18 protein-coding genes and 1 tRNA gene are annotated in these 22,230 nt (G+C 45.4%); 12 read left to right on the top strand and 7 right to left on the bottom strand.

The annotated features are described in order from the left end of the window. Positions 1 to 26 precede the first annotated feature (26 nt). The 3 genes from Len3610_RS11845 (at position 27) to Len3610_RS11835 (ending at position 3,858) form a co-directional block, all read left to right on the top strand. Entirely contained in the window at positions 27 to 659 is a 633-nt protein-coding gene (locus Len3610_RS11845; protein WP_176448132.1) for a DUF7986 domain-containing protein, read from the top strand. A 111-nt stretch (positions 660 to 770) separates the two neighbouring features. Beyond that, positions 771 to 2,027 carry an IS1096 element passenger TnpR family protein gene (locus tag Len3610_RS11840; protein WP_176448131.1) on the top strand — a complete coding sequence of 419 codons (1,257 nt, stop codon included), beginning with the start codon at positions 771 to 773 and terminating at the stop codon, positions 2,025 to 2,027. 538 nt (positions 2,028 to 2,565) lie between these two features. Further along, positions 2,566 to 3,858, top strand: coding sequence for an acetamidase/formamidase family protein (locus Len3610_RS11835; protein ID WP_176448130.1), 1,293 nt, complete (start codon positions 2,566 to 2,568; stop codon positions 3,856 to 3,858). A gap of 199 nt (positions 3,859 to 4,057) precedes the next feature. Here Len3610_RS11835 and Len3610_RS11830 read toward each other — a convergent pair whose 3' ends face one another. Further along, positions 4,058 to 4,954: a glycine betaine ABC transporter substrate-binding protein gene (locus tag Len3610_RS11830; protein WP_176448129.1), complete on the bottom strand. Its 897-nt coding sequence runs from the start codon at positions 4,952 to 4,954 to the stop codon at positions 4,058 to 4,060. Between the two features lie 561 nt (positions 4,955 to 5,515). On the opposite strand from Len3610_RS11830, the gene Len3610_RS11825 reads away from it, so the two are divergent. The 5 genes from Len3610_RS11825 (at position 5,516) to Len3610_RS11805 (ending at position 10,109) form a co-directional block, all read left to right on the top strand. Beyond that, complete coding sequence (locus Len3610_RS11825; protein ID WP_176448128.1) at positions 5,516 to 6,607, top strand: amidohydrolase family protein; 1,092 nt, start codon at positions 5,516 to 5,518, stop codon at positions 6,605 to 6,607. A gap of 4 nt (positions 6,608 to 6,611) precedes the next feature. Beyond that, entirely contained in the window at positions 6,612 to 6,968 is a 357-nt protein-coding gene (locus Len3610_RS11820; protein WP_176448127.1) for a Rieske (2Fe-2S) protein, read from the top strand. 27 nt (positions 6,969 to 6,995) lie between these two features. Then, a complete protein-coding gene (gene betB, locus Len3610_RS11815) occupies positions 6,996 to 8,459 on the top strand; it encodes a betaine-aldehyde dehydrogenase (RefSeq protein WP_176448126.1) in 1,464 nt (487 codons plus the stop codon). 68 nt (positions 8,460 to 8,527) lie between these two features. Continuing rightward, a complete protein-coding gene (locus Len3610_RS11810) occupies positions 8,528 to 8,878 on the top strand; it encodes a Rieske (2Fe-2S) protein (RefSeq protein ID WP_176448125.1) in 351 nt (116 codons plus the stop codon). A gap of 4 nt (positions 8,879 to 8,882) precedes the next feature. After that, positions 8,883 to 10,109, top strand: a complete 1,227-nt coding sequence (locus tag Len3610_RS11805; protein ID WP_255259587.1) for an NAD(P)/FAD-dependent oxidoreductase — start codon at positions 8,883 to 8,885, stop codon at positions 10,107 to 10,109. Between the two features lie 240 nt (positions 10,110 to 10,349). On the opposite strand, the gene Len3610_RS11800 is transcribed toward Len3610_RS11805, so the two are convergent. Beyond that, complete coding sequence (locus Len3610_RS11800) at positions 10,350 to 11,819, bottom strand: Na+/H+ antiporter NhaC family protein (protein ID WP_176448123.1); 1,470 nt, start codon at positions 11,817 to 11,819, stop codon at positions 10,350 to 10,352. Positions 11,820 to 12,141: 322 nt separating this feature from the next. On the opposite strand from Len3610_RS11800, the gene Len3610_RS11795 reads away from it, so the two are divergent. Both Len3610_RS11795 and Len3610_RS11790 read left to right on the top strand, forming a co-directional pair. Continuing rightward, positions 12,142 to 13,677 (top strand): BCCT family transporter, encoded by a 1,536-nt coding sequence (locus Len3610_RS11795; protein ID WP_176448122.1) that lies wholly within the window; start codon positions 12,142 to 12,144, stop codon positions 13,675 to 13,677. A gap of 149 nt (positions 13,678 to 13,826) precedes the next feature. Further along, a tRNA-Pro gene (locus Len3610_RS11790) sits at positions 13,827 to 13,900 on the top strand. 172 nt (positions 13,901 to 14,072) lie between these two features. Here Len3610_RS11790 and Len3610_RS11785 read toward each other — a convergent pair. From Len3610_RS11785 to Len3610_RS11775, 3 genes are read right to left on the bottom strand one after another with little or no spacing between them, the layout of a single operon-like run. Then, a complete protein-coding gene (locus Len3610_RS11785) occupies positions 14,073 to 16,040 on the bottom strand; it encodes a TRAP transporter permease (protein WP_176448121.1) in 1,968 nt (655 codons plus the stop codon). 5 nt (positions 16,041 to 16,045) lie between these two features. Further along, the gene (locus Len3610_RS11780) at positions 16,046 to 16,543 is read right to left on the bottom strand and encodes a DUF1850 domain-containing protein (RefSeq protein ID WP_176448120.1); all 498 of its coding nucleotides are present in this window, start codon (positions 16,541 to 16,543) and stop codon (positions 16,046 to 16,048) included. Positions 16,544 to 16,601: 58 nt separating this feature from the next. After that, positions 16,602 to 17,597, bottom strand: coding sequence for a TAXI family TRAP transporter solute-binding subunit (locus Len3610_RS11775; RefSeq protein WP_176448119.1), 996 nt, complete (start codon positions 17,595 to 17,597; stop codon positions 16,602 to 16,604). Positions 17,598 to 17,931: 334 nt separating this feature from the next. Here Len3610_RS11775 and Len3610_RS11770 point away from each other — a divergent pair, with 334 nt between their 5' ends. Continuing rightward, positions 17,932 to 19,320 carry an alkaline phosphatase gene (locus Len3610_RS11770; RefSeq protein WP_176448118.1) on the top strand — a complete coding sequence of 463 codons (1,389 nt, stop codon included), beginning with the start codon at positions 17,932 to 17,934 and terminating at the stop codon, positions 19,318 to 19,320. A 136-nt stretch (positions 19,321 to 19,456) separates the two neighbouring features. Then, positions 19,457 to 20,152 carry a hypothetical protein gene (locus tag Len3610_RS11765; protein WP_176448117.1) on the top strand — a complete coding sequence of 232 codons (696 nt, stop codon included), beginning with the start codon at positions 19,457 to 19,459 and terminating at the stop codon, positions 20,150 to 20,152. Between the two features lie 97 nt (positions 20,153 to 20,249). Here the strand turns inward: Len3610_RS11765 and Len3610_RS21825 are convergent, their stop codons facing one another. Beyond that, the gene (locus Len3610_RS21825) at positions 20,250 to 20,423 is read right to left on the bottom strand and encodes a hypothetical protein (protein ID WP_176448116.1); all 174 of its coding nucleotides are present in this window, start codon (positions 20,421 to 20,423) and stop codon (positions 20,250 to 20,252) included. A 197-nt stretch (positions 20,424 to 20,620) separates the two neighbouring features. Next, positions 20,621 to 22,222, bottom strand: a complete 1,602-nt coding sequence (locus Len3610_RS11755) for a M20/M25/M40 family metallo-hydrolase (RefSeq protein WP_176448115.1) — start codon at positions 22,220 to 22,222, stop codon at positions 20,621 to 20,623. Positions 22,223 to 22,230 lie beyond the last annotated feature (8 nt).

Here is a 22,230-nt window from a genome sequence, read left to right as displayed (position 1 = left end):
AATGTTGAGAGAGGAAGGGATTTTACATGCAGCTTTTAGATGAATATAAAGAAATGCGTCAAGACATACGTGATCTCAATTCATTGATTTTAGAAGATGTTGAAAAAAGTTATATTCTTAAAGCGGCGGAAACTTTGGGGGTTCTTGAAAACGGGAGCGTTGTGTTAGAATCGCATCCCGAACAAGACGCTTTTTATGACTTTATCGTGTACGGGAAAATGATGGACGGAAAAAGTACCTTGTCACATTATATGGAAAAAAACTTATCTCATGAGGATGATGACCAACTATTGAACATTATGAAAGACTCAGAAGTTTCACTGTATAAGATTGATCACGTTGATCGGGAAAATAAAACGATCAGGCTTATCAACGTAGCGGATTCTTCATTGACTCACGAGGTTATCGATTTGTCACTAAGTCAAACGGTTACTGAAAATATGTTGATATGTACAAGACTCCTTCATTTCGAATCATTCAGTATGACTTCAGGCTTGTTATTTCTGTTTAAAGCAGACCATTTGGAATACCTGCGTAAACGAAGCCGGAAAATGATCAAGAAAATGAATAAAGGGAATGCGTCTGACAAGCGTTTTGTTGCTTATTTTAAGTTGAACAGAAAGGATGGACTGCCAACTGCGATGGAAGATGTCGAATAACCCGGACATTTCCCGGATGTTGAACCACACTTATATATAGGCTGAAGAACGGTGTGACCTTTAACAGTTTGAGAGAACAAAATGATACCAAAGGCAAAGGCGGGGATGTACATGAAGATACATAGTGAAAGCGTCATTACGGCCGAAGAAGTACCAAAGGAAATTGTAAATGATGTCCAAACGTTTTTGGATTATGTTGAACAGCACAAAATCAAATTGACCAAATCGAGGGAATATGTGAAGCGAAAAGATTTGCGGGAAATTTATGCCCGGTTGGAGAACCGTAAACCAGCTGCTTCGGGGTACGGAAATCAGGATGACTACCCAATGATCCACCTGTTATTTCACCTGACATTGACATTGGGGCTAACGTATAAAACCTGGTCAAAAAGCGGTGCGTCGCTGATGACAGATCCGAGTCGCATCGATATTTTTCAGGAGTTGAACACGACAGAAAAATATATCACGTTGCTGAATACGTTTTGGACAAACATGGATTGGGACGAATTACAAAAGGGACGGATTGGCAAAGTTCCTTCTAATGTTGATTTATTACTGGAATATTTGGAGGAACAGCCGTTTGCCAAAACATTACATGTAACAGAAAGCGACCTGGCAATGTATTTGTACAGCTATGAAAGTTTCCTGTATTATTTCGATTACTTTGGATTCTGGGAATTCGAGGAAAAAGATGCTCTGACTGAATCAACGGACTATCCCAGAGAAATCGAACCAAAATCGATCAAGCTTATGCCGACTTTCAAGAAATTCATACCGGCATTAGTGGAAACATGGAGCCCTGGCAATCATGCGTCAGATCCGCTCAGCAGTCTGATGAAAATATTCGGTCAAGTGTTTGACGAAGCGAAAGAATCACCCGAGGAAGAGGAAGAATTGGAATCATTGTTTTCAGTACTGCAGCCTTTATTTGCGAAGGGGGAGCTTCAGAATATCCTTTTGGTTCCCGGAGAAGGCGAGCCCGTAACCGGAAACTTCACATTAAATGTTTCGTTAACCCCTTCCTGTTTGCGGAAAATAAGGCTCCCGGGCTCCGCTACATTGCAGGAAATGCATTCATTGATTCAGGAAGCTTTCGCATTTGATGATGATCATCTCTACAGCTTCTTTATGGATGGCAAACGGTTCGGTAAAGACGCGTATCATTCGCCGATGGACATCGAGGGACCATATGCGCATGAAAAAGAAATCGGACGTTTGAATTTGTATACCGGCATGCGCTTTTTGTACTTGTTTGATTATGGTGATGAGTGGGTGTTTCATATAACGGTAGAAGAAATAGAAGAGGAAGAGGAAGAACCTGCTGCTATTGTCGGGGCAAAAGGTGGAGCTCCGGATCAGTATGGGTGAAGAGATGCGGTGAAATATACACAAAAGTGATGACCCAGTAAGGATGGCTCTGTCACTTCCCGTATGAATCGTTTTGTCTCGAATGAAGTTATTGTATAGGGGCTGCTGGTTCTGATAGGGTTGGTGGCTTTTTTGGTTTATGGACTACTGGGGAGAGAATGGCTGATTTGCGCGGTATTACATGGGCGCGCGGTCGTTCAATATGGGCGGCAATGTAGCAACATAGGCGGGAAAGCATGTGATATTCAATTCAGGATGTTCTTCCTTGAAAAACTGTTCTCTTTCTCCTCTTCCAAAAATAGAATTTCAGATAATGGCTATAAAAACTGATGATATAAAATAGTAATCCACAAATTTAGAGTTTTGTTTTTTGCAAAGGGTGAGGGGCTAAACGCATAATATTTTCAATTATGTTAAGCCAAAACAATACAGCTCTGAAGCGTCTTAAGTCGAAAAAGCGAGATAACAAGCAATCTATTAATTAAACGCTTTCAGTATGTGATAGAATTAAATTAGTAACAGAAAGGAGTGGCTTTCAATGGCTGCGAAGAAAACGGTTTATGTCAATGAATTTACAGATGGTGTCCTTGATCCTGAAAAGGAAATGGAATATGTCGTTCAAGATGGCGGATATATTGTGGCGAATACAACACCCGGTTGTTGGGGTCCGATGATCACGCCACAGTTGAAGGGTGGACATGAAGTGACAAAGCCTGTTTATGTCGAAGGAGCAGAAGTTGGTGATGCGATAGCCATTCATCTCAAATCGATTGAAGTCACTTCGATTGCAACAGCTTCCGGAAATGATGAGCCTGTAAGCGGAAAATTCAATGGAGATCCATTTATCGCTGGAAAATGCCCAAACTGTGGAACGGTTAATCCGGAAACCGTTATTGACGGGATTGGTCAACAAGCAGTTCGTTGCAAGAATTGTCACGAAGATATCACGCCATTTGTTTTTACGAATGCCTACACAATGGCATTTAATGAGGATAAATCGATTGGAATGACTTTGGATAAACAGGGAGCAGAAGACGTTGCGCGTAATGCAAAAGCGTATATGTGTACGCCTGAACAGTCCATTCAGAATCCGGTATTAACGTTTGCACCTCATGACATCGCTGGTGCTATTGCCAGGTTTAGGCCGTTTTTGGGGCAACTTGGTACAACGCCAGCAAGACCATTGCCAGACTCACATAATGCTGGCGACTTTGGGCAAGCATTGATTGATGCACCACATGATTATAGTGTAACGGAGGAACAGCTTGAGGATCGTACGGATGGCCATATGGATATTAATCGTGTACGTCAAGGCGCTATCCTGGTCTGTCCGGTAAAAGTACCTGGTGGGGGCGTTTACCTGGGAGACATGCATGCGATGCAAGGTGATGGTGAGATCGCTGGACATACGACTGATGTAGCAGGTATCGTTAACCTTCAAATTAATGTAATAAAAGGTTTAACGATTGATGGACCTATCTTGCTTCCGGTTGAAGAAGATTTGCCGCACTTGGCAAAACCATTCAGTGAAGAAGAAAAACAGCAAGCTCGTCAGTTAAGTGCCAAATGGGGAGTAGAGCTGGAAAAATCGTACCCAATTTCTTTTGTGGGAAGCGGTGCAACATTAAATGATGCAACAACCAATGGAATGGAGCGGGCAGCAAAATTATTTAATACGACAGTCCCTGAAGTGATGAATCGTGCTACCTTCAATGGCGCTATCGAAATTGGCAGGAACCCAGGAGTTGTCACGGTTACATTCCTCGCTCCGAAGCAGTATTTAAAAGATAAAGGTATGCTTGATTTAATTCAAAGAAAATATCGTTTTTAGCGGGGATGTAAAGGCTGATGGTTCGAGTTCTGGTTCAATCATTAATAGATGCTTGCAGTGTAACGACTGCAAGCATTTTGTATGTATTGAAGGGCAGGGTCACAGTGACGCCCCGAAGTTATGAATTAACGTGATGGGGGACAGTCCCCTAAACCGCACTTTAACGCTTTACCGTGATGGGGGACTGTCCCCCCTGAACTTATTCAGTAGGTAATTCTTCGATGCTGTCAATATCCATGTATTCCGGTACAACAAAGCCTTGTTGAGCGCCCTCCAAATTCGGACCAAGGTCGACGATTTCGTCTTTATACTCTTCATAATAGGAAGCTGCACCCACAGGGAGCCAGGCGATTAGCATACCATCAACGTCGCCATCGGAAAGGGCTTGGAATGCGACACCCATATCAACCATCGTCAATTCGACATCATAGCCCAATTCTTCAAGAACAAGCGTAACGACATTCGTTGATGCGGTTTCTGTATCCCAATTAACATAGGCAAGCTCGATTGTCTCATTTTCAACTGGCTCGATACCTTCAAGCCAAGCGTCAACTTCATCCCGATTGTTTTCGATCCATTCCGCTGCTGCTTCGCGGGGTTCCACATCGTCTGCCCTGAAGTTTGACATCACCTCATTCATGTCTTCTATTTCCCATTGAAAATTATCCAGTAATTGATAAGCAGACGAATGTTCATCCTCTAGACCTTCTCTGACCATCGTATGTATATTTTCAGATTCACCCAGTGTTTCTTCTGGATCCTCTAAAAACTTCAAGTCATAATCTTTAAACGACCAGTGTGGTTGCCAAAGGGTAACGACGATCGGTTCTTCATTTTCAATCGCACGTTCTAATTCCGTTAACATGGCTGCTTCGGAACTGGCAGTTAGTTCAACATCTAAGTTGTAGCCTTCAATTGCGTTTTCGGCGATATTCATCGTTCCTGATCCCGGCTCAATTCCGACAATTTCCTCAATTTCAGCTGCATCATTACTTTCTTCTGCGGCATTACCACTGGATTCTTCCTGGCACCCCGCCAGTAGTAATACCACACTAATGCCTACAAGGCTAACCCATTTCTTTGATAATGAAACCATAGTGTTTGCTGTCATCCTTTCTGTGAGTAATTTGTCGACTAACAAGCAGGGTAAATCAGAAAAATTGAAAAAACAAAGACGATTACAGGCCTTCTCAGACGATTTCGTGCATCAAGCTTGCTCAGTGAAGCTCAGTGACGTTCAGTGAAAGAAATACTATCCTGTTTGATTAGAATCGTTTATTGTGGTGGTTTTTGGCTTTTCGCTATTTAATATTGAATAAACAACTTAATAAGATCCTAATAGATCTATCATCCGCTATATTTGCAGAATAGAATAGTATTCAGATTAGCAAAAATCGGACAAGGGAATGCGTTCGGCGTCAGTTTCTTTGTTTTATCTTAAATGGTCACATTCAAATGAAAAGGTTATATAAATACGCTTTTCATACAATTTTGGCGTATTTAGCTCACTGAGCTTCACTGAAGTGCACTGAGCTTCACTGAGGTCACTCAGCTCATGAAATCGGATTTGTCAGTAATTTAGAGGCTTTTGTAGACTATATTTAGTTCAGCGCTGGCATTTAATGATTATTTAAGACCAAAACAGGAGTGATTTTACATGTCGCAAAAGGCTGCCAGAAAGAGGCAGAAGCAACGTCGTATTATCGACACGGATATCCATGAAAGGGCAACCTACGCGGAGCTTGTCCCTTACTTAGATAATCCATGGAGGCGGTATATAACAGATAACCATTGGATGCAGGAAAAACATATGCCCTACACACAGCCAACTGTTGCTGGTGTCGATCGGGCGGATGCTGTAACACCGGACGGGGGTGCTGCAGGAACGGATCTAAGGTTTATGCAACAACAATTACTCGATGCGGAAGGTCATGAATACGGCATTTTAACCGGCGCCTTAGACCCGTCTCCATCGTCCATGCACGGCTGGTATGAAATGGGGACTGCTTTGGCGAGCGCTTATAACGATTGGCAAATTGAGAATTGGCTGGAAAAGGATGACCGTTTATATGGTTCCGTTCATATTGCGGCGCAGGATCCGCAACAAGCGGTACGTGAGATTGAACGGGTCGGTCCTCATCCTAAAATGGTGCAGATATTATTGCCGATTGATACCCGTTCGTGGGGAGATCCGTATTATCATCCGATTTATGAAGCAGCGGAGCGTCACAATTTATCAATCGGTATGCACCATAATGAGCCACCTACCCATTTCGGAGGCTGGCCGCGTTATTTCATTGAGTGGCATACCATGTTGCCAACGGCGCATATGATTGAAGTCTCCAACATGGTGTTCAACGGTGTATTTGATAAATTCCCAGGCTTGCACCTTGTCATGATTGAGGGCGGATTCACGCATGCCCCGCATCTGATGAACAAGATGGATCAGCAATATAAGGAACTTCGTCACGAGATTCCTTGGGTAAAACGGATGCCAAGTCGCATCATGCAGGAACATGTCCGATTTACAACGCAGCCCGTTGAAGAATTAAGCCAGAAGGAATTTATGCAGTATATCGATCAAATGGGGTCGGAGGATATGGTCTGTTTTGCAACGGATTATCCGCATTGGGATTATGATTCACCACTTCAGGCGCTTCCCAAACTTGATGAAACGTTGGAGGAAAAAATTTATGCCGAAAATGCGAGAGCTTCCTACCCCAAATTGCCGCAATTGATTGGAGTGTGAAATCATGAGGGAAGTTGTGTGTAAAAAAGAAGCTATTCAGCCCGGCAAGATGAGAAGTGCGTCATTAGGGAAGATTCCGGTCGTTGTTTGCCGCACAAAAGACGGTGAATTTTATGCATATGCCAATAGATGTCTGCACCAGGGCGCCCCGCTCTCAGAAGGTGCGTTATGTGGTGATACTAAACGGACAGATGTTCACGGCAACTATGAATATATCAAAGATGGCGAAATTCTTCGTTGTCCGTGGCATGGGATGGAATATGACATTAAAAATGATGGCTGTATGCTGGCAGAACCGCACAAAAAATTGCGACGTTTCAACGTCGCAATTGAGGATGACCATGTGGTTGTATACAAATGAAAGCCAGATGATACATGAGGTGAACGTATGAAAAAAATGTTTATTAAAGGCGAATGGGTTGAAGCCAATTCCGGCGAAACACGAGAGATTATAAATCCTTACAATCAGGAAGTCATTGCAATGGCTGCGGAAGGCAATGAGCAGGATGTGAAATTTGCAATTGCAGCCGCTCGAAAAACTTTTGATCAAGGCGATTGGGCGACCACACCCGCTTCTGAACGGGGAAAAATTGTCCATAAAATTGCCGATTTGATCGAGCGTGACCGTGAAGATTTGGCTGAGCTCGAATCACTCGACACAGGTAAAACAGTTGAAGAAAGCCGCTGGGACATGGATGATATCGCTGGTGTTTTCCGTTATTTCGCGGAAATGGCTGACAAAGACGGCGGTGAGATGATCGAATCCCCTATTCCGAATTCAACCAGCAAGGTGGTTCATGAACCTGTCGGCGTCTGCGGTCAGATCACACCGTGGAACTATCCATTGCTCCAGGCATCATGGAAATTGGCACCGGCACTGGCAGCGGGCAACACACTTGTCATGAAGTCGAGTGAAATCACGCCGCTTACGTCGATTAAAGTATTTGAATTAATGGAAGAAGCCGGCGTTCCGGCAGGTGTTGTCAATCTGGTGCTCGGACCCGGCGATTCCGTTGGTGCAGAACTTTCGGCTAATGACGATGTCGATTTAATTTCCTTTACAGGCGGAATTGAAACAGGCAAACGGATTATGCAGGCTGCGAGTTCTAACGTGAAAAATTTGGCATTGGAACTTGGGGGTAAAAATCCTAATATTATCTTTGCCGATGCTGATTTTGAAACAGCTGTCGACCAGGCGATGAACGCCGTATTTTTCCATGCCGGGCAAATCTGTTCTGCGGGCACCCGTCTAATTGTAGAGGACAGCATTCATGATGATTTTGTCAGTGCGCTCGTTGACCGTGTGAAGAACATCAAGCTTGGCAGCGGTTTTGATGAATCAACCCAAATGGGACCGCTCATTTCAAAAGACCATTTAAATAAAGTGATTAATTATGTCGAAAATGGCAAAAAAGAAGGCGCAAGGGTCGCTGTCGGCGGCGGGCGTCCGGAAGATCCGGAACTGCAAAATGGATTTTTCTATTTGCCGACTGTATTGACCGATTGCACGACCGACATGGGCGTTGTGCAGGATGAAGGCTTCGGTCCGGTCATTACCGTGGAAAAATTTACGACTGAAGCAGAAGCCGTCCGTCTTGCTAACGATTCTATTTACGGGCTTTCCGGCGGTGTTTTCACAAATGATATTGCCAAAGCTGAGCGTTGTGCCCGGAAAATGCGAATGGGCACAGTCTGGATTAACGATGTGAATCTATACTTCCCACATGCACCATGGGGCGGTTATAAACAGTCGGGAATCGGCCGTGAACTCGGCAAAACGGGATTGGAAGAATATCAGGAAACCAAGCATATTTTTCAAAATCTGAAACCGGAACCAGCCAATTGGTTTTAGCGTATAGGCCATAACTTTTTCTAAACAGAGACAAGTGAACGAAAGAATAAAACATGAGGGTGATTGTAATGGCAGATTCCAAGGGAGCGAACCCCATTTTAGATGACACTTATACTTATGTGTGTGCAAGTTCAGAGCTTGAAGAAGATGACCTCATTGAATTTGAAACAGGGGAGGAGACCTTCGTTGTCGGCCGGGGCGAAGGAAATGTGTATGCTGTAGAAGGAATATGCACACATGCGTATGCTGAGTTGGCTGACGGAGAACTGGATGGAACGTGTCTAACGTGTCCGTTGCACTTTGCCTGTTTCGATATTCGAGACGGATCCGTGCTGGAAGGGCCGGCGGAAACCCCGCTGCGAGTCTATGGGGCTATCGAAATGGACGGATCCGTATGGGTTAGTACAAAAAGGGGATGATAAGTTGTCTGGTAAACCTGGAATAATTATTATCGGAGCTGGTATTGCAGGCGTGCATGCTGCTGAGAGCTTGCGAAAAGAAGGTTTTCGGGGGCGGATTGTACTAATGGACCGAGACGGGCAGATGCCTTATGACCGCCCGCCGTTATCAAAGGAATGGCTAACCGGGGAAATGGATTCGGCAAGTCTATTATTACGAGATCCTGCCGTCTATGAAAAATTGGACATAGACTTAAAGCTCGATGTTGACGTAACAAGCATTGATCCAGTTCGCAAAACGATCGATACCAAAGATGGTTCTTCCTATGAATGGGATAAACTCTTACTCGCCACAGGTTCAGGATTACGCACATTATCAATTGCAGGTGACGACCTTCAAGGCATTTTTTACTTACGAGGGATGACGGATGCCGCAGCTATAAAACAACATATGCAACATGTGAAAGAGGCGGTTATTATTGGTGCCGGTTTTATTGGTGCTGAGCTGGCTTCTTCGTTAAAACAGTTAGGAATTAACGTGACGATTGTGGAAAGATCCTCGTATCCCATGGAAAAGATCGTTGGCAGGGAAATATCGGCGTATTTTCTGGATTTACATCACAGGAATGGTGTCAACGTGATTACCGACGATTCGGTCGCACAGTTTAATGGGGATACCATGGTTGGAGAAGGAGTCACCGTTGAGGGACGGCGGATTCCGTGCCAAGTTGTGATGATAGGGGTCGGGGTGACACCGAATACGGAGGTGTCGCTTCCGCATTTAGAGATAGATGGGGGTTATGTTGTTGATCAATACGGCGAAACATCAATCCCTGGCATTTATGCTGCGGGGGATTGTACGGTATGGCCTTACAACGAGGTCCCTATTCATGTTGAGCATTGGGATCATTCCCTCAACCATGCCAAGACAGTCGCCCAAAATATGGTCAATCCGCAATCGGCACCCTATTCGTATACACCGTATTTCTGGTCGGACCAACACGGCAGCCGATTTCAATATTTCGGCCATACACAACAATGGTCCAAAACCGTTCTGCGGGGGTCATTTGAATCCGATACGTTTACGAATTTTTATCTGGATGATCAGAATATCGTCCAAGCTGCATTCCTTTGCAACCAGCCGAAAAACGCCTTGCCCGTAAGACGAATGATCAAGCACCAAAAAGCTATTGATCCAGAGGTGTTGGCAGATGAACGTGTCGCGTTGAAAAAAGCTGTATGGTCACAGTGACGCCCCGAAATTTGTCGGAGTATGTCGAAAGAAGAAGGTGAATGTGTTCAAAAATCATGTCCCGAATTTTCATTTTTGATAGATAGAACGAGGGAAGTAAAAGCCACGGCGGAATTCTTTAGAACTATATCACGAACACTAAACGATTATGTAAGTTGGATGTCATAACTTCTGCGTTGTCCACAGCACGTGGGCAACGCAGAAGTTTAACTATCCATGAAATCTCTTCAACGAATGTTTTTAATCACGCGGTTTCTCTCTCAATTCCTCACCATTTTTCCCTTCATAGCGCAAGCCCCATCCGCTCAGGGCGGCAATCAGCATAACGACGAACAGGAACCAGCCGTGGAATACAAATGGAAATACGGCAGTCGGTTCAACAATTGGAAGCCAATCGTATTGACCTTGCATCGTCTGTATCGTTGACCATCCCAATAGAACCGGGGCTCCCCATGGGAAAATATAACCAAGGGCTGACGTAACGGCGTCCAGCATATTCGCCATCCGGTAACGGTGAATTTTATATTTTGATCCGATTTCTTTCACAAATGGCGCCGCAGCAATTTCGGCTGCTGTGTTGATGGTAATGGAACTGTTCAGTAAGGCAACGATCGCCCAAATGGAAACTTCCGCCTTCCGAACTGAACCTTTGATCCATTTGATAAGCGCCTTCGTGATGACCGCCATTGTTCCGCCAAGTCTCATGATGTGAGCGGCACCGACAATAAGCAAAATAAGAATGGCCATATTGAAGTAGCCGGTTAACCCTTCAACTAAAGCACCTTCCACAACAGCGTCCGAATCAGGATTGAAGCCTAAAATATCACCGAATGTGCCAAGATCCATCAGGAGAATGATTGGAATAGCCGATATGATTCCCCATGTCAATGACGTCAGCAGATGATGGCCGGATAACGCAAGAATAAGAACGATCGCAAATGGCACCAGCATCATGAGCCCGCTGGCATTGACCGATTCAATTACCGAACTTACGGAAGTCTGACTAACCTGTGAATCGCCGCCGCCAAAGATTGCAAATAAAATGACAGCAGGGACAGCTGCGATAACTGAATATTTGAAACGGCTCCTTACAACTCCCGGAACATCAGCATCCTGGGTGGTTGCGGAAACAATCGTCGTATCTGACACCGGTGCCAGGTTGTCGCCAAACACCGCTCCCGCCAGAATAGCCGCAAACATAAATGTCGGATCGCCACCGACTGCAACACCCGCCGGATACATAAGCGTACAAAACGCGACGGTCGTTCCATACCCCGTACCAACTGCAGTTGAAAAAGTGGCTGCCAACAGAAAAGTTAATGCAACGAACATGCCGCCTTCAACGCCGGTGATGGAGCCAATCCACACCAGTCCTTCAACAAGTCCGCCTACCTGCAATACCTGCGCAAACATGCCGGCATAAAACCATGCTACCATGGCAATCACACCAACTGGTTGTGCAAGCCCGTCAAACAAACCTTGTGCATAGTCTTCCCACCTGCTTTTACACAACAATAATCCCATTGTGAGACCAATGATTGCACCGAGAACAAGTGCAACTTCGGACGATAGCTGCATAACACTGATGGTAATCGCCCAGACAACAAAAAACAGTAAAGGAACCGCAGCACCGAATGGCCCGAGCCGGAAATCCAGTTTTTGAATCGTCTTATCCCCGGTTGCCCGTTCTAACGCCTCATTGTTTGACATTTTCATCGCTCCCTTCAATATCCTCAAATTTTTGCCTTTATATAGTTTATCATATACTTTGAAAATTTAGAATAAGGAATAATCCTAGGGGGGGTCTGTCCCCCACCGCATTAACGCTTTAATGTGGTGGGGGACAGACCCCTGATAATGAGAGAATGGTGGTTAATCACCTGACCGATTACCGCACCTACTTGACACGTTTTTCTAAACCTTGTATTGTAATGCATTGTGTGTTATTAAAAGTTAATGCTCACAAACGTATGTAAGCTTAGGAAAAGCACGCATGCGTATGTGAGCTTTTTAAATTAGGAGGAACTCATTTTTGACAAATTTAAGTGAAAACAAAAATGGTCAAACCATTTTTGATAAACCTGTGTTTTTTCTGAGTGGTGGCGCATTGCTGGTGTTTGTGCTGCTTGCTTTGATTAATCAGGATATGGTAACAGCTAGTGTGAATTATTTATTTAATTTGTCCGGAACTTATTTTGGAGCCATTTATCAATTTCTGTTGTTGGGGACATTTTTTATTGCTTTATTTCTAGGGTTTTCAAAATATGGGAAGATTCGTTTAGGTAAATTGGAAAAACCGGAAATAAGCAATTTTAAATGGATTTCGATTATTATGTGTACACTGCTGGCGGCTGGCGGTGTATTTTGGGCTGCCGCTGAACCATTGAGCCACTTTTTAACGGTGCCGCCGCATTTTTCGGATATTGAGGCTGGTACGGCTGAGGCGGTGACACCTGCACTTGCTACCAGTTTCGTTGACTGGGGCTTTCTGGCATGGGCGATTCTCGGTACACTTGGCACCATTGTCCTGATGTATGCCCATTATCACCGCGGTGCGCCACTAAAGCCGAGAGCATTGCTTTATCCAATACTTGGCGATAAAATTTTGAAGAAAAGTGTGCTTGGTACCTTTGTAGACGTATTCTCGATTATTTCGGTAGCGGCTGGTACCATTGGGCCGATCGGTTTTCTTGGTTTGCAGGCTGGTTATGGCCTGAGTGCCTTGTTCGGTGTTCCTGATAACCTATTGGTGCAATCGTTAATCATTATTGTTGTTGTTGTGGTGGCTGGGATTTCTGCCGCTACAGGGATTCACAAAGGGATCCAGATTATGAGCAGTTATAATGTTATTCTGTCTATTGTTATCGTTGGGGCTATTCTTGTACTCGGGCCGGCGCTATTTATATTCGATTCATATCTGGCGTCATTCGGCTTATACGTCCAGGACTTCATAACTATGAGTACGTACCGCGGTGACGGGGCTTGGCTTGGCGGATGGACCGTCTTCTTCTTTGCCTGGTTCCTTGGTTACGCGCCAATGATGGCCATGTTTGTCAGTCGTATTTCCCGGGGGCGTACGATTCGGGAAATTGTGACGGCTGTTGCGGTCATTGCCCCTGTAGTAACGACATTCTGGTTTACAATCGTTGGCGGAACGGGAATCTTTGAAGAAATGCAAAATCCGGGTTCCGTATCCGAAGCACTCAATAGCGCTGGTCCGCCAGCAGCGATGATCGCTATTGCGGAACAGTTGCCATTTGGAACGATTATCGGGTTTCTGCTGCTGTTGACAACCATTATTTTCGTATTGACAACAACCGATTCAATGTCTCTGACGATTTCAATGGCCATTACCGGAAGTGGCGACCCGTCTAAATTATTGCGTGTTTTCTGGGCCTTCCTGATGGGACTTGTCGCAACAGTTCTGATCGTCATTGGCGAATCCAGTATTGACGCGCTGCAATCCTTTATTGTGGTGACAGCTGTTCCTGTATCCTTACTGATGCTGACCACATTCTGGAGTGCTCCAAGAGTATGTCAGAAACTTTTTAGAGAGCAGAAGTTGTAGTAGGTCACAGTGTAGTAGGTCACAGTGACGCCCCGAAGCGCCCCGAAATTTGTCGAAGTATGCCGTAAGAAGGAAGGTCATTAAACGTCTATCCGTTTCGCTATTGTTTTTACCGCGAATTTCTTCTATAATATTCATAGTTGGATGAACGGGACGTAGCTCAGCTTGGTAGAGCACTAGCATGGGGTGCTAGGGGTCGCAGGTTCGAATCCTGTCGTCCCGATAGGATACTGCCACTGATGATATTATACTCAAGGGATGAAGAGCGGCACAAAATCGATTGAGCTGGGCACGAAGTTGAAACCAATATATGACACTGCCAAAAAGACAAAAATAAGCAGAATAGGGTGGGAACGCCCTGTTCTGCTTATTTTATGTGACACAACGATAGTCTGCTAAGAAGCCGTCGTCATTTCGCGTGTGTCATGTCGTTTCTTCATGACGAGCTGTATAGTCAGGATGGATAGGAGTATGCCCAGCGCTATAACATCCGACATCACGCCTGGGTAAAGAAACAAGATTCCCCCGGCCGCCATCAATCCGCTGAAGAGGAGATTAAGCTTGTAGAGAAAATATCTCTCTGCAGCGATTCCGAGCATCAGGACGCCAAGAATTGCGGATATAATGACGAGGATGCCACTCATCAAGGTCGTGTCAACCAATAGTAGCGCATCGTTGTACACAAACATAAACGGTACGACGAATCCTGCAAGTGCTAACTTCAGCGCGCTGAATCCTGTACGCATCGGGCCCGCCCCTGATAGCCCGGCAGCTGCAAAGGCAGCGAGTGCCACAGGTGGTGTGATATTGGCGAAAATGCCGAAATAGAACACGAAGAAATGCGCCACAATCGGCTCAATACCAAGTTGGACAAGTGCAGGTGCGGCCATTGTTGCTGTAATGATATAGGCCGGAATACTTGGCATCCCAATTCCGAGCACAATGCAGGCAACCATCGTGAATAGAAGGGTGAGGAAAAGACTTTCGCCCCCGATGGCAACGATGGCATTGGCCAAATTAAGCCCGAAACCGGTGATACTGGAAACGCCGACGATAATCCCGACCGTGGCACAGGCAATCGCTACGCTTACCGTCGTGCGGGCACCAGTTTCCAAAGCATCAATCAGATCTCTAAAACTCATGCGTGTCGATTTTCGTAACGCGCTAATGAAAACCGTGATGATAATCGTCGTAGCAGCAGAGAAAAGGATGGTCGTGCCGCTGAAAAATAACATATAAATAAGAAAGAAGATCGGCAGCAGCAAGTGCCCCCGTTCTTTTAGCACATCGGTCAGCTTTGGCAGTTCTGATTTTGGTATACCGGATAAATTGTCCTTGGTTGCACGCATATGGACTTGGGAAAGAATTCCAAGATAAAAGAGCAGTGCCGGTAAGATGGCGAATAACGCAATTTCCGTGTAGGGGACCCCAAGCGTTTCAGCCATAATAAAGGCGGCAGCTCCCATAATCGGCGGCAAAATTTGTCCGCCTACAGAGGCTGAAGATTCCACTGCGCCGGCAAATACTTTGTCATAGCCGATTTTTTTCATCAATGGGATGGTAAAGTTACCAGTGGTTACCGTGTTTGCAATTGCTGACCCGTTAATGCTCCCCAGAAAACCGGAGGCGACCACTGATACTTTGGCCGGTCCGCCCCGCGTGCGACCGGTCAGTGCCATGGCTAATTCATTGAAAAGTTGCCCCATGCCTGATTTTGCCAAAAATGCGCCAAATATGATAAACAGAATAATATAGGTGGAGGAGACCCCAATGGCTGTACTGAATATACCTTCAGTCGTCATGAAAAACTGTTCGGCTAATTGCGGCCATTCGTAACCTCTGTGCCTGAAAATACCCGGCAAATCACGGCCGAACATGGCATAGGCAACAAACACAAGGGCGAGAATCGGCAATGCCAGTCCCATCATTCGTCTTCCGGCTTCGAGAACGAGTACAACCAATAATGTCCCCATAATAATGTCCGCTGTAATCGGCAAACCACCGCGCGTGACAATCTCTTCATAGTTCACAAACAGATAGATGGTTGATGGAACGGATAAAACACCTAATACGACATCATACCAGGGCAAGTGATCTCGTCGTGCTTTTTTCGTGGGCGGAAAAAGCAAAAACGTAAGAACGAGAACAAGCGAGACGTGTATCCCTCGATGGACGAGCACCGGTACTGGTGGCCCCGTAAAAGACGTAATCAGGTGATAAAGGGACATCCCCACCGCGATCAGCGTGATGAGAATCGTAAGAAAACGGTTGTCAAAACTTCGAAAGCGTGATTCCGTATCATATTTTTCCAGGACTTCTTGCTCGTTTTGATTTTGCTGTTCATCGCTGCGTTCATTTTTCATCGTGTTTACGCTCCCTTCGTGGAAAAGATAGGTGGAAAACGAAGCCGCTTGACTTTTATTTCGATTGGCGTTTGATCGGGAAGTGCTGTTGTTTCGATTTCTTTATGATGATCAATCGTCACCGTATAATCGGCATCATGTGAGTGAATCCAATTATAGGTCTCGTATGTTTCGTTTAAATCAGTGATGACGATAAAGCCATTTTCCACTGTTAAGGTTCCGTTCGTATTTTCCGGTGTTCCTGCACCATAAGACTGAAATCGTGTTTCGATTAAGGTTAGGCGGCCTTTTTCATCCACACGGAATCGTTCTATCCAAGGCGTATGCTCAACAGAGTGTGTCCAGGCAATCTCAATTTCATCACCGGTTTCCACCTGTTCGTGTAAATAAACCTCGTCACTCCGCGGCGAAGCGAAAATGAGATATGTTTGTTTAGGGAAAAAATACCAAATAACAAATAGGGCCCCGATGATGACAATGGCAAGCAGAACTTTATTTTTCATAAAGACAAGGTGAGGGAGCGGTTAATCGCTCCCTCACTCTCCATAACGTTTATTTTATTCACCGGAGAGTACGCCCTTCTTCTTCAAAGTATTGCTCAGCACCTGGATGCATCGGAATATCCAACCCTTCTTCCACAGATTCAATATCGATATCTTCAGCAGCATTGTGGGAAGCGTGAATAGCGTCAAGATTTTCATAGAATAGACGAGTTAATTCATAGACTTCCTCATCGGAAAGATCGGGGTTCGGTATTAATAAGTTCGTAATCGATGCGGTCTGGACGTCTTCTTCGTTATCATATGTGTCAGCAGGAATTTCATCTTCAAGAAAGAATGGGTAATTTTCATTTAAATACGCCAGTCCTTCGTCTTCAATTTCAACAACCGTGACATCATGCGTGCTTGCCAGCTCCATAGCAGCTCCATTAGGAATGCCGCTTGTAACAAAGGCAGCGTCAACGACACCGTTACGGATCTGATCAATGGCTTCCCCGTAAGGAAGATAATCTTCATTGATGTCATCATAACTCATGCCATGGGCTTCAAACATCATGCGTGCATTCAATTCAACGCCGGAATTCGCATCACCTACTGCAACGTTCGTTCCCTCAAGGTCAGAGAAGGTTTCAATTCCTGAATCGGCTGTTGTAATGATTTGAACAACATTCGGATATAAACCACTGATCCCGACAAGGTTATCTTGCGGCTCCTCATCTTCAAATGAGCCAAATCCTTCATACGCCTGTGCGACGGCATCGGCCATGACAATCGCGAGCTCGGCCTGATCACTTTGCAGCAGGTTTATGTTTTCAACCGAGGCGCCTGTCGACTGGACAGATGTATCGATTCCTGCCTCTTCATAGATCGTGGACATGGCACCCGCAATCGGATAATAGACCCCGGATGTACCACCGGATGCAATGGTTACGAACATGTCATCTGTTCCGCCGCCTTCTGCATCACCGCCAGCTTCATCATCCCCTCCGCAACCGCTTACAATTAGGGCGATTGCTGTTATTGCTCCAAGGATTTTCAACTTAAGTGCTTTTTTCATGCTCACTCCCCCTTGCAGTTATAGATTTTCTAATGATTGTTCTTTTAAAAATTATCATATTATTATATTTATTGCAATTTATACGAGTAACATTCGGCTGTTTTATTGACGTTTCTTTTAAAAAATTAATCTATTGATAAAGGGCAGAGGTTGTTTAATCAAATTGGTCACGTGAAAATGACAAATAGGCATATTTTCTTACTTACGGCATATGCAAGTATGTTCATAGTAATTTAGAATTATAAAAATTAACAAATACTTAACGCTATATTAATTTCGTTTTAATAGCCATACGTTACACTTGTCTTAACCTAATAGAGGGAGGAGAGATTGGATGTTTCGAAAAGCTGGAATAGCTGCACTGAGTGCGGGACTTTTATTGACTGCCGGGGCTACTGGTGTTATGGCGGGTGGACCGCCGGACTGGGCTGGCCCACCGGATTGGGCCGGGGGACCAGGTGGGCAGCCAGGTAATGGAAATGGCAATCAAAAGGTGGAAAATGTCATTTATATGATTCCGGACGGTTTTAATGCCGATTATGCCACCAATTACCGCATGTACAAAGGCGAAGAAGCGGTATGGGATGAGCATATGAAAGGCATGTTCACCACCTATTCTGCTGATTCGAGCATTACGGATTCTGCAGCTGCAGGAACAGCGATGGCAACTGGGGAAAAAACGGATAATGGTGTGATTGGTCTTGACCCAGAAGGAAACGAGCTGGAGACGATTCTGGAAGCATCTGCCAACGAGGGAATGGCATCCGGATTGGTTGCGACTTCTACCATTACACATGCAACGCCGGCTTCTTTTGCCTCTCATGTAGAAGATCGCAATAATGAAACAGCGATTGCACAGCAGCTGCTCGCAGGCGAGGTAGACGTACTGCTTGGCGGCGGGAAAAATAACTTTCTTCCTGAGTCGGAAGGTGGCAACCAGGAAACCGATAACCTGATTGCACAAGCGAGAGATCAGGGTTATGAATTGGTTGAAACACAGGATGCATTGCTGGATTCAAAGATTGATATCGAAGACGGGGAAAGATTACTCGGCTTATTTGCAGGTGACGCGCTTGCACCTGAAATGCACCGTGCAGATACAGAAGAGCCAAGCCTGGCTGAGATGACAGAAAGCGCAATTGGCAGCCTGGCACAAGATGACGACGGATTTTTTCTAACAGTGGAAGGCAGCCAGATTGACTGGGCAGGTCACGCCAATGATGCAGCATGGGCCATGCAAGACACCGCAGCCTTTGAAGCGGCAGTTGAAGAAGCGATCGAATTTGCGGAAGAAGATGGCGAGACGCTTGTTGTTGTCGGCGGTGACCATGAAACAGGCGGCATGACGGCTGGAGCCGGTGAAAATCCGGATATGAACGTTAATCCTTCTGTTCTTAAAGATGTTACAGCAACAGGCGATCACATGGCCGCAGAATTAAATGATGATCGCTCCAATGTAAATGAGGTTATCGAAACGTACACAGACTTTGAACTATCCGAATCAGAAGCACAGACGATTCAAGAAGCTGATGATGCTGCGCTGGCGATCAATACCATCATCAGTGACCGGGCACTCATCGGCTGGACGAGCACGAACCATACCGCCGTCGATATTCCAGTATACGCGTACGGCCCCCAAGCTGATAAATTTACAGGTTATCTGGACAATACCGATTTACCGAAAATTATGGCTGAAGCATTGGATGTTGAATTGGGCGAATGATCGTCTATTCGCCTTTAGAAAGAGCTTACCTTGAGAGGTAGGCTTTTTTTATTGGGCAGGAAAGTATACAAAAAGACCTCTCGCAAATCAGATGGATCTTTGATAGATTAAAAAATAGAAAGGGAGGCGGGAATCTATGGAAAGATGGCGTTATAAGTCATTTATGAATGAAGTGCGGCAGCGGCTGGCTGACTTTTCAACCGAGGAACTCCGTGATCTGATAATGGAATGGGCTGCTGCAGAACTTCCGGCTAAGCCGGCAGATTTTTTGAACAAATTGAAATTGGAAAGCCAGGAAGAAATGTCCGAAACAGATGCAGATATGCTGATGGATGAGATTGAAACTTTTGCTCAGGATGTGGAAAATGGTGCCTATGTTGATGGATTCGGATGGGATGACGATTTTCTGGAAGAACGGGATTTTGGTGATGAGAGCTGGGCCGGGGAAATGGACAGGTTTTTCCTTGAGGCCAGAAACCTGCTGCGGGAAGGAGATTATAAGACTGCAGAAGAAGCGTACAGAAAATTGTTCGCCATACTGGAATTGGGTGAGGAACCGGGTTATCTTCCCGGGGATCTGTTCATAGAAAATATGCTGGAAGGTGACCTCTTTGAACATGTTGCGCTTTTTCTCAGGTCGGTTTATTTGAACGCTGAATCAGATGAGCGGGTGAAATTGTTATATGAAGCAATGCGTGAATTTGGTTATGTGAGCTCGCCAAGGGTTACCCTTACAGATGTCAGCGATTCGTTGGATGCTTCATTACCGGATTTTCAGAGTTTTTTGGCAGGCTGGATTGAATTCTTGGAGGAAAAACTGGTGCAGAAATGAAACCGGGCGGAGGATACTCATAATAAGGTAATTATGCAATTTACCAATTCACACGGGAAATGCACCTTTTTCAATCATTTGTAATTCCTGCTGAAAGTCACCCCCCAACAGGTATGGTCATTCTGCCGCCTGCATCCAGCTGTTCAAGCAATTCGTCCGGAACACGGCTTACCGAAGCGGTCACGATGACGCGGTCATACGGCCCGTGTTTCGGCCAGCCTAGCGTGACTTTCCTAAATAAAATGCAAAAAAATGGCTCATCCCTTGCCATTCAAGGGACGACAAAGATTAGGGATGTATAAACTAAATCCCTTTAGATTGCTGAGTAATTGTGGTTAATAAAAACTGATGCGTTCAAAGCTTTACATATTAAGAGGTCTAATTTTTTGTAGACCTCTTTGTGTATAAAGGTAAGCTATTAAAAAAGGACTGTTTTCTATAGTTTCACAGTCCCCATCCACGTCCCGGTTAGCAAAACAGCCGGTTGATCAGTCCTTCGAGCATTGCAGGTGTGTAGCGGAATGCATTTTGTTTGTGCAGGCGTTCGGTCATTTGGTGCGGGTCTTTGCCGAATGGGCCGACGTTGAGCACGGGAGCCTGCAGGTTTTGCATAATTTCAAATGGGATATGGTAGTCCATGCCCCAAACGGGTGTATTTTTTTCATAGCTTACCAACCCGTCGTCTGTGCCCTGATAGTTGACGTAGCTGAGGTCACAGATGCCGTTGAAATAATGGATCGGTTTCAAATCAATGCCATATTGTTCGCCCATATCTTTAAGCAGCTGGATTGCTTCTTTTGTAATGGTTTCTTTCGATGTGTTCACGGCTGGGTAATATGGCGGTGCGAACAAGAGCACAATTGCCGGGGCGAGCTCCTGGCAACTGATCATGAGCTGGTCAGCTATTTGTAATGATTTGTCGCGTTCATCCATTGTCGAATCCGCGCTGACCTCGGCTCGGATGTTTTCCACATAGGCATCTCCGTAGTGCTGGCGAGCATGGGTTTCAAGCTCATTGTACCGCAGAACCCGCACATTCCCGATTCCACTTGTCTGTTCGTGTTTGAGGATTTTTTGATAGGCGGCGTTACAGGATTTGGCAGCATCATTGGCTGTTTGCGCGAACAAGTCCATAATATCATTGGCAGACCTCTGCATCAGGAACACATTATATAACGCTTGCGCACGTGCCGGTGTCTGTGTTGAGTAATATTGTTTCAGATCACGCTGTTGCAGGGAAACCGGGAGTGGTGTCTGCTCACCGAGGTGTTCTTCCTGAAAGCGCGGATTCCACTCCATTCGCTGGGTGAGAAAAGATGCGATATAGTTGGCCGTCATGCCTTTCAATGGTTCACCGACATGGGATTCTTTACCATAGAACAAGGCAGCCGGCATAACTTTGCCCATCGTCCCGGAATAAATATAGTGGTTCGTATCGCCGGGCTTTTGCGTAAACGATGGTTCGCTGTTCAAAAATAGCTGGTAGTCAAGGTCGTAGGTATGCTGCAAGTCGGCCATGGTACTAACAGCGCTTCGCATACCTGATGAGTTGACTTCCTCATCAGGCACGGTCACTAACAGCAAGTTAATTGGCCATTGTTCGATACTTGCTTTTTCCAAAAGTGCCATGTGCATCGCGAGGCCCATTTTCATATCCATCGTACCACGCCCGAACAAATAGTCGCCGGACTCTAAGTCTTGGATGGCATCCGGATCAAGAATACCTTTGTACGCTTTTAGTGCTTTCGTCAATTTTTCCGGGTAATAGGCCAGTGGCTGCAGCTCGCCGTATTCTTCGGTTTGTACGGTGTCAAAATGGCTGACCAGGACGACGGTTTGCCTTATGTCTTCGTGTTTGTACAGTGCGGTCAGATATGCGCGCCCAAGGTCTGCCTGGTGCAGACTGATGCGGTCGGGGTGTTCCCGAAAATACGTGAGTGCGTTCAGTTTGTCGCGCGTTTTTTCCGGGAAGCTCTTTTCGCCTTCTGAAAATGTCTCACTGTTCCAGCTCACCAGTTCACAAAGCAAGTTTTTCAGGTCTTCCGGTGTGGTCCATTTTCGATTGTCCATCGTATCCT

The organism is Lentibacillus sp. CBA3610 (assembly GCF_013373365.1).
In the GTDB taxonomy this organism is placed as follows: domain Bacteria; phylum Bacillota; class Bacilli; order Bacillales; family Amphibacillaceae; genus Lentibacillus.
This window is presented reverse-complemented; position numbering and strand designations above follow the sequence as displayed.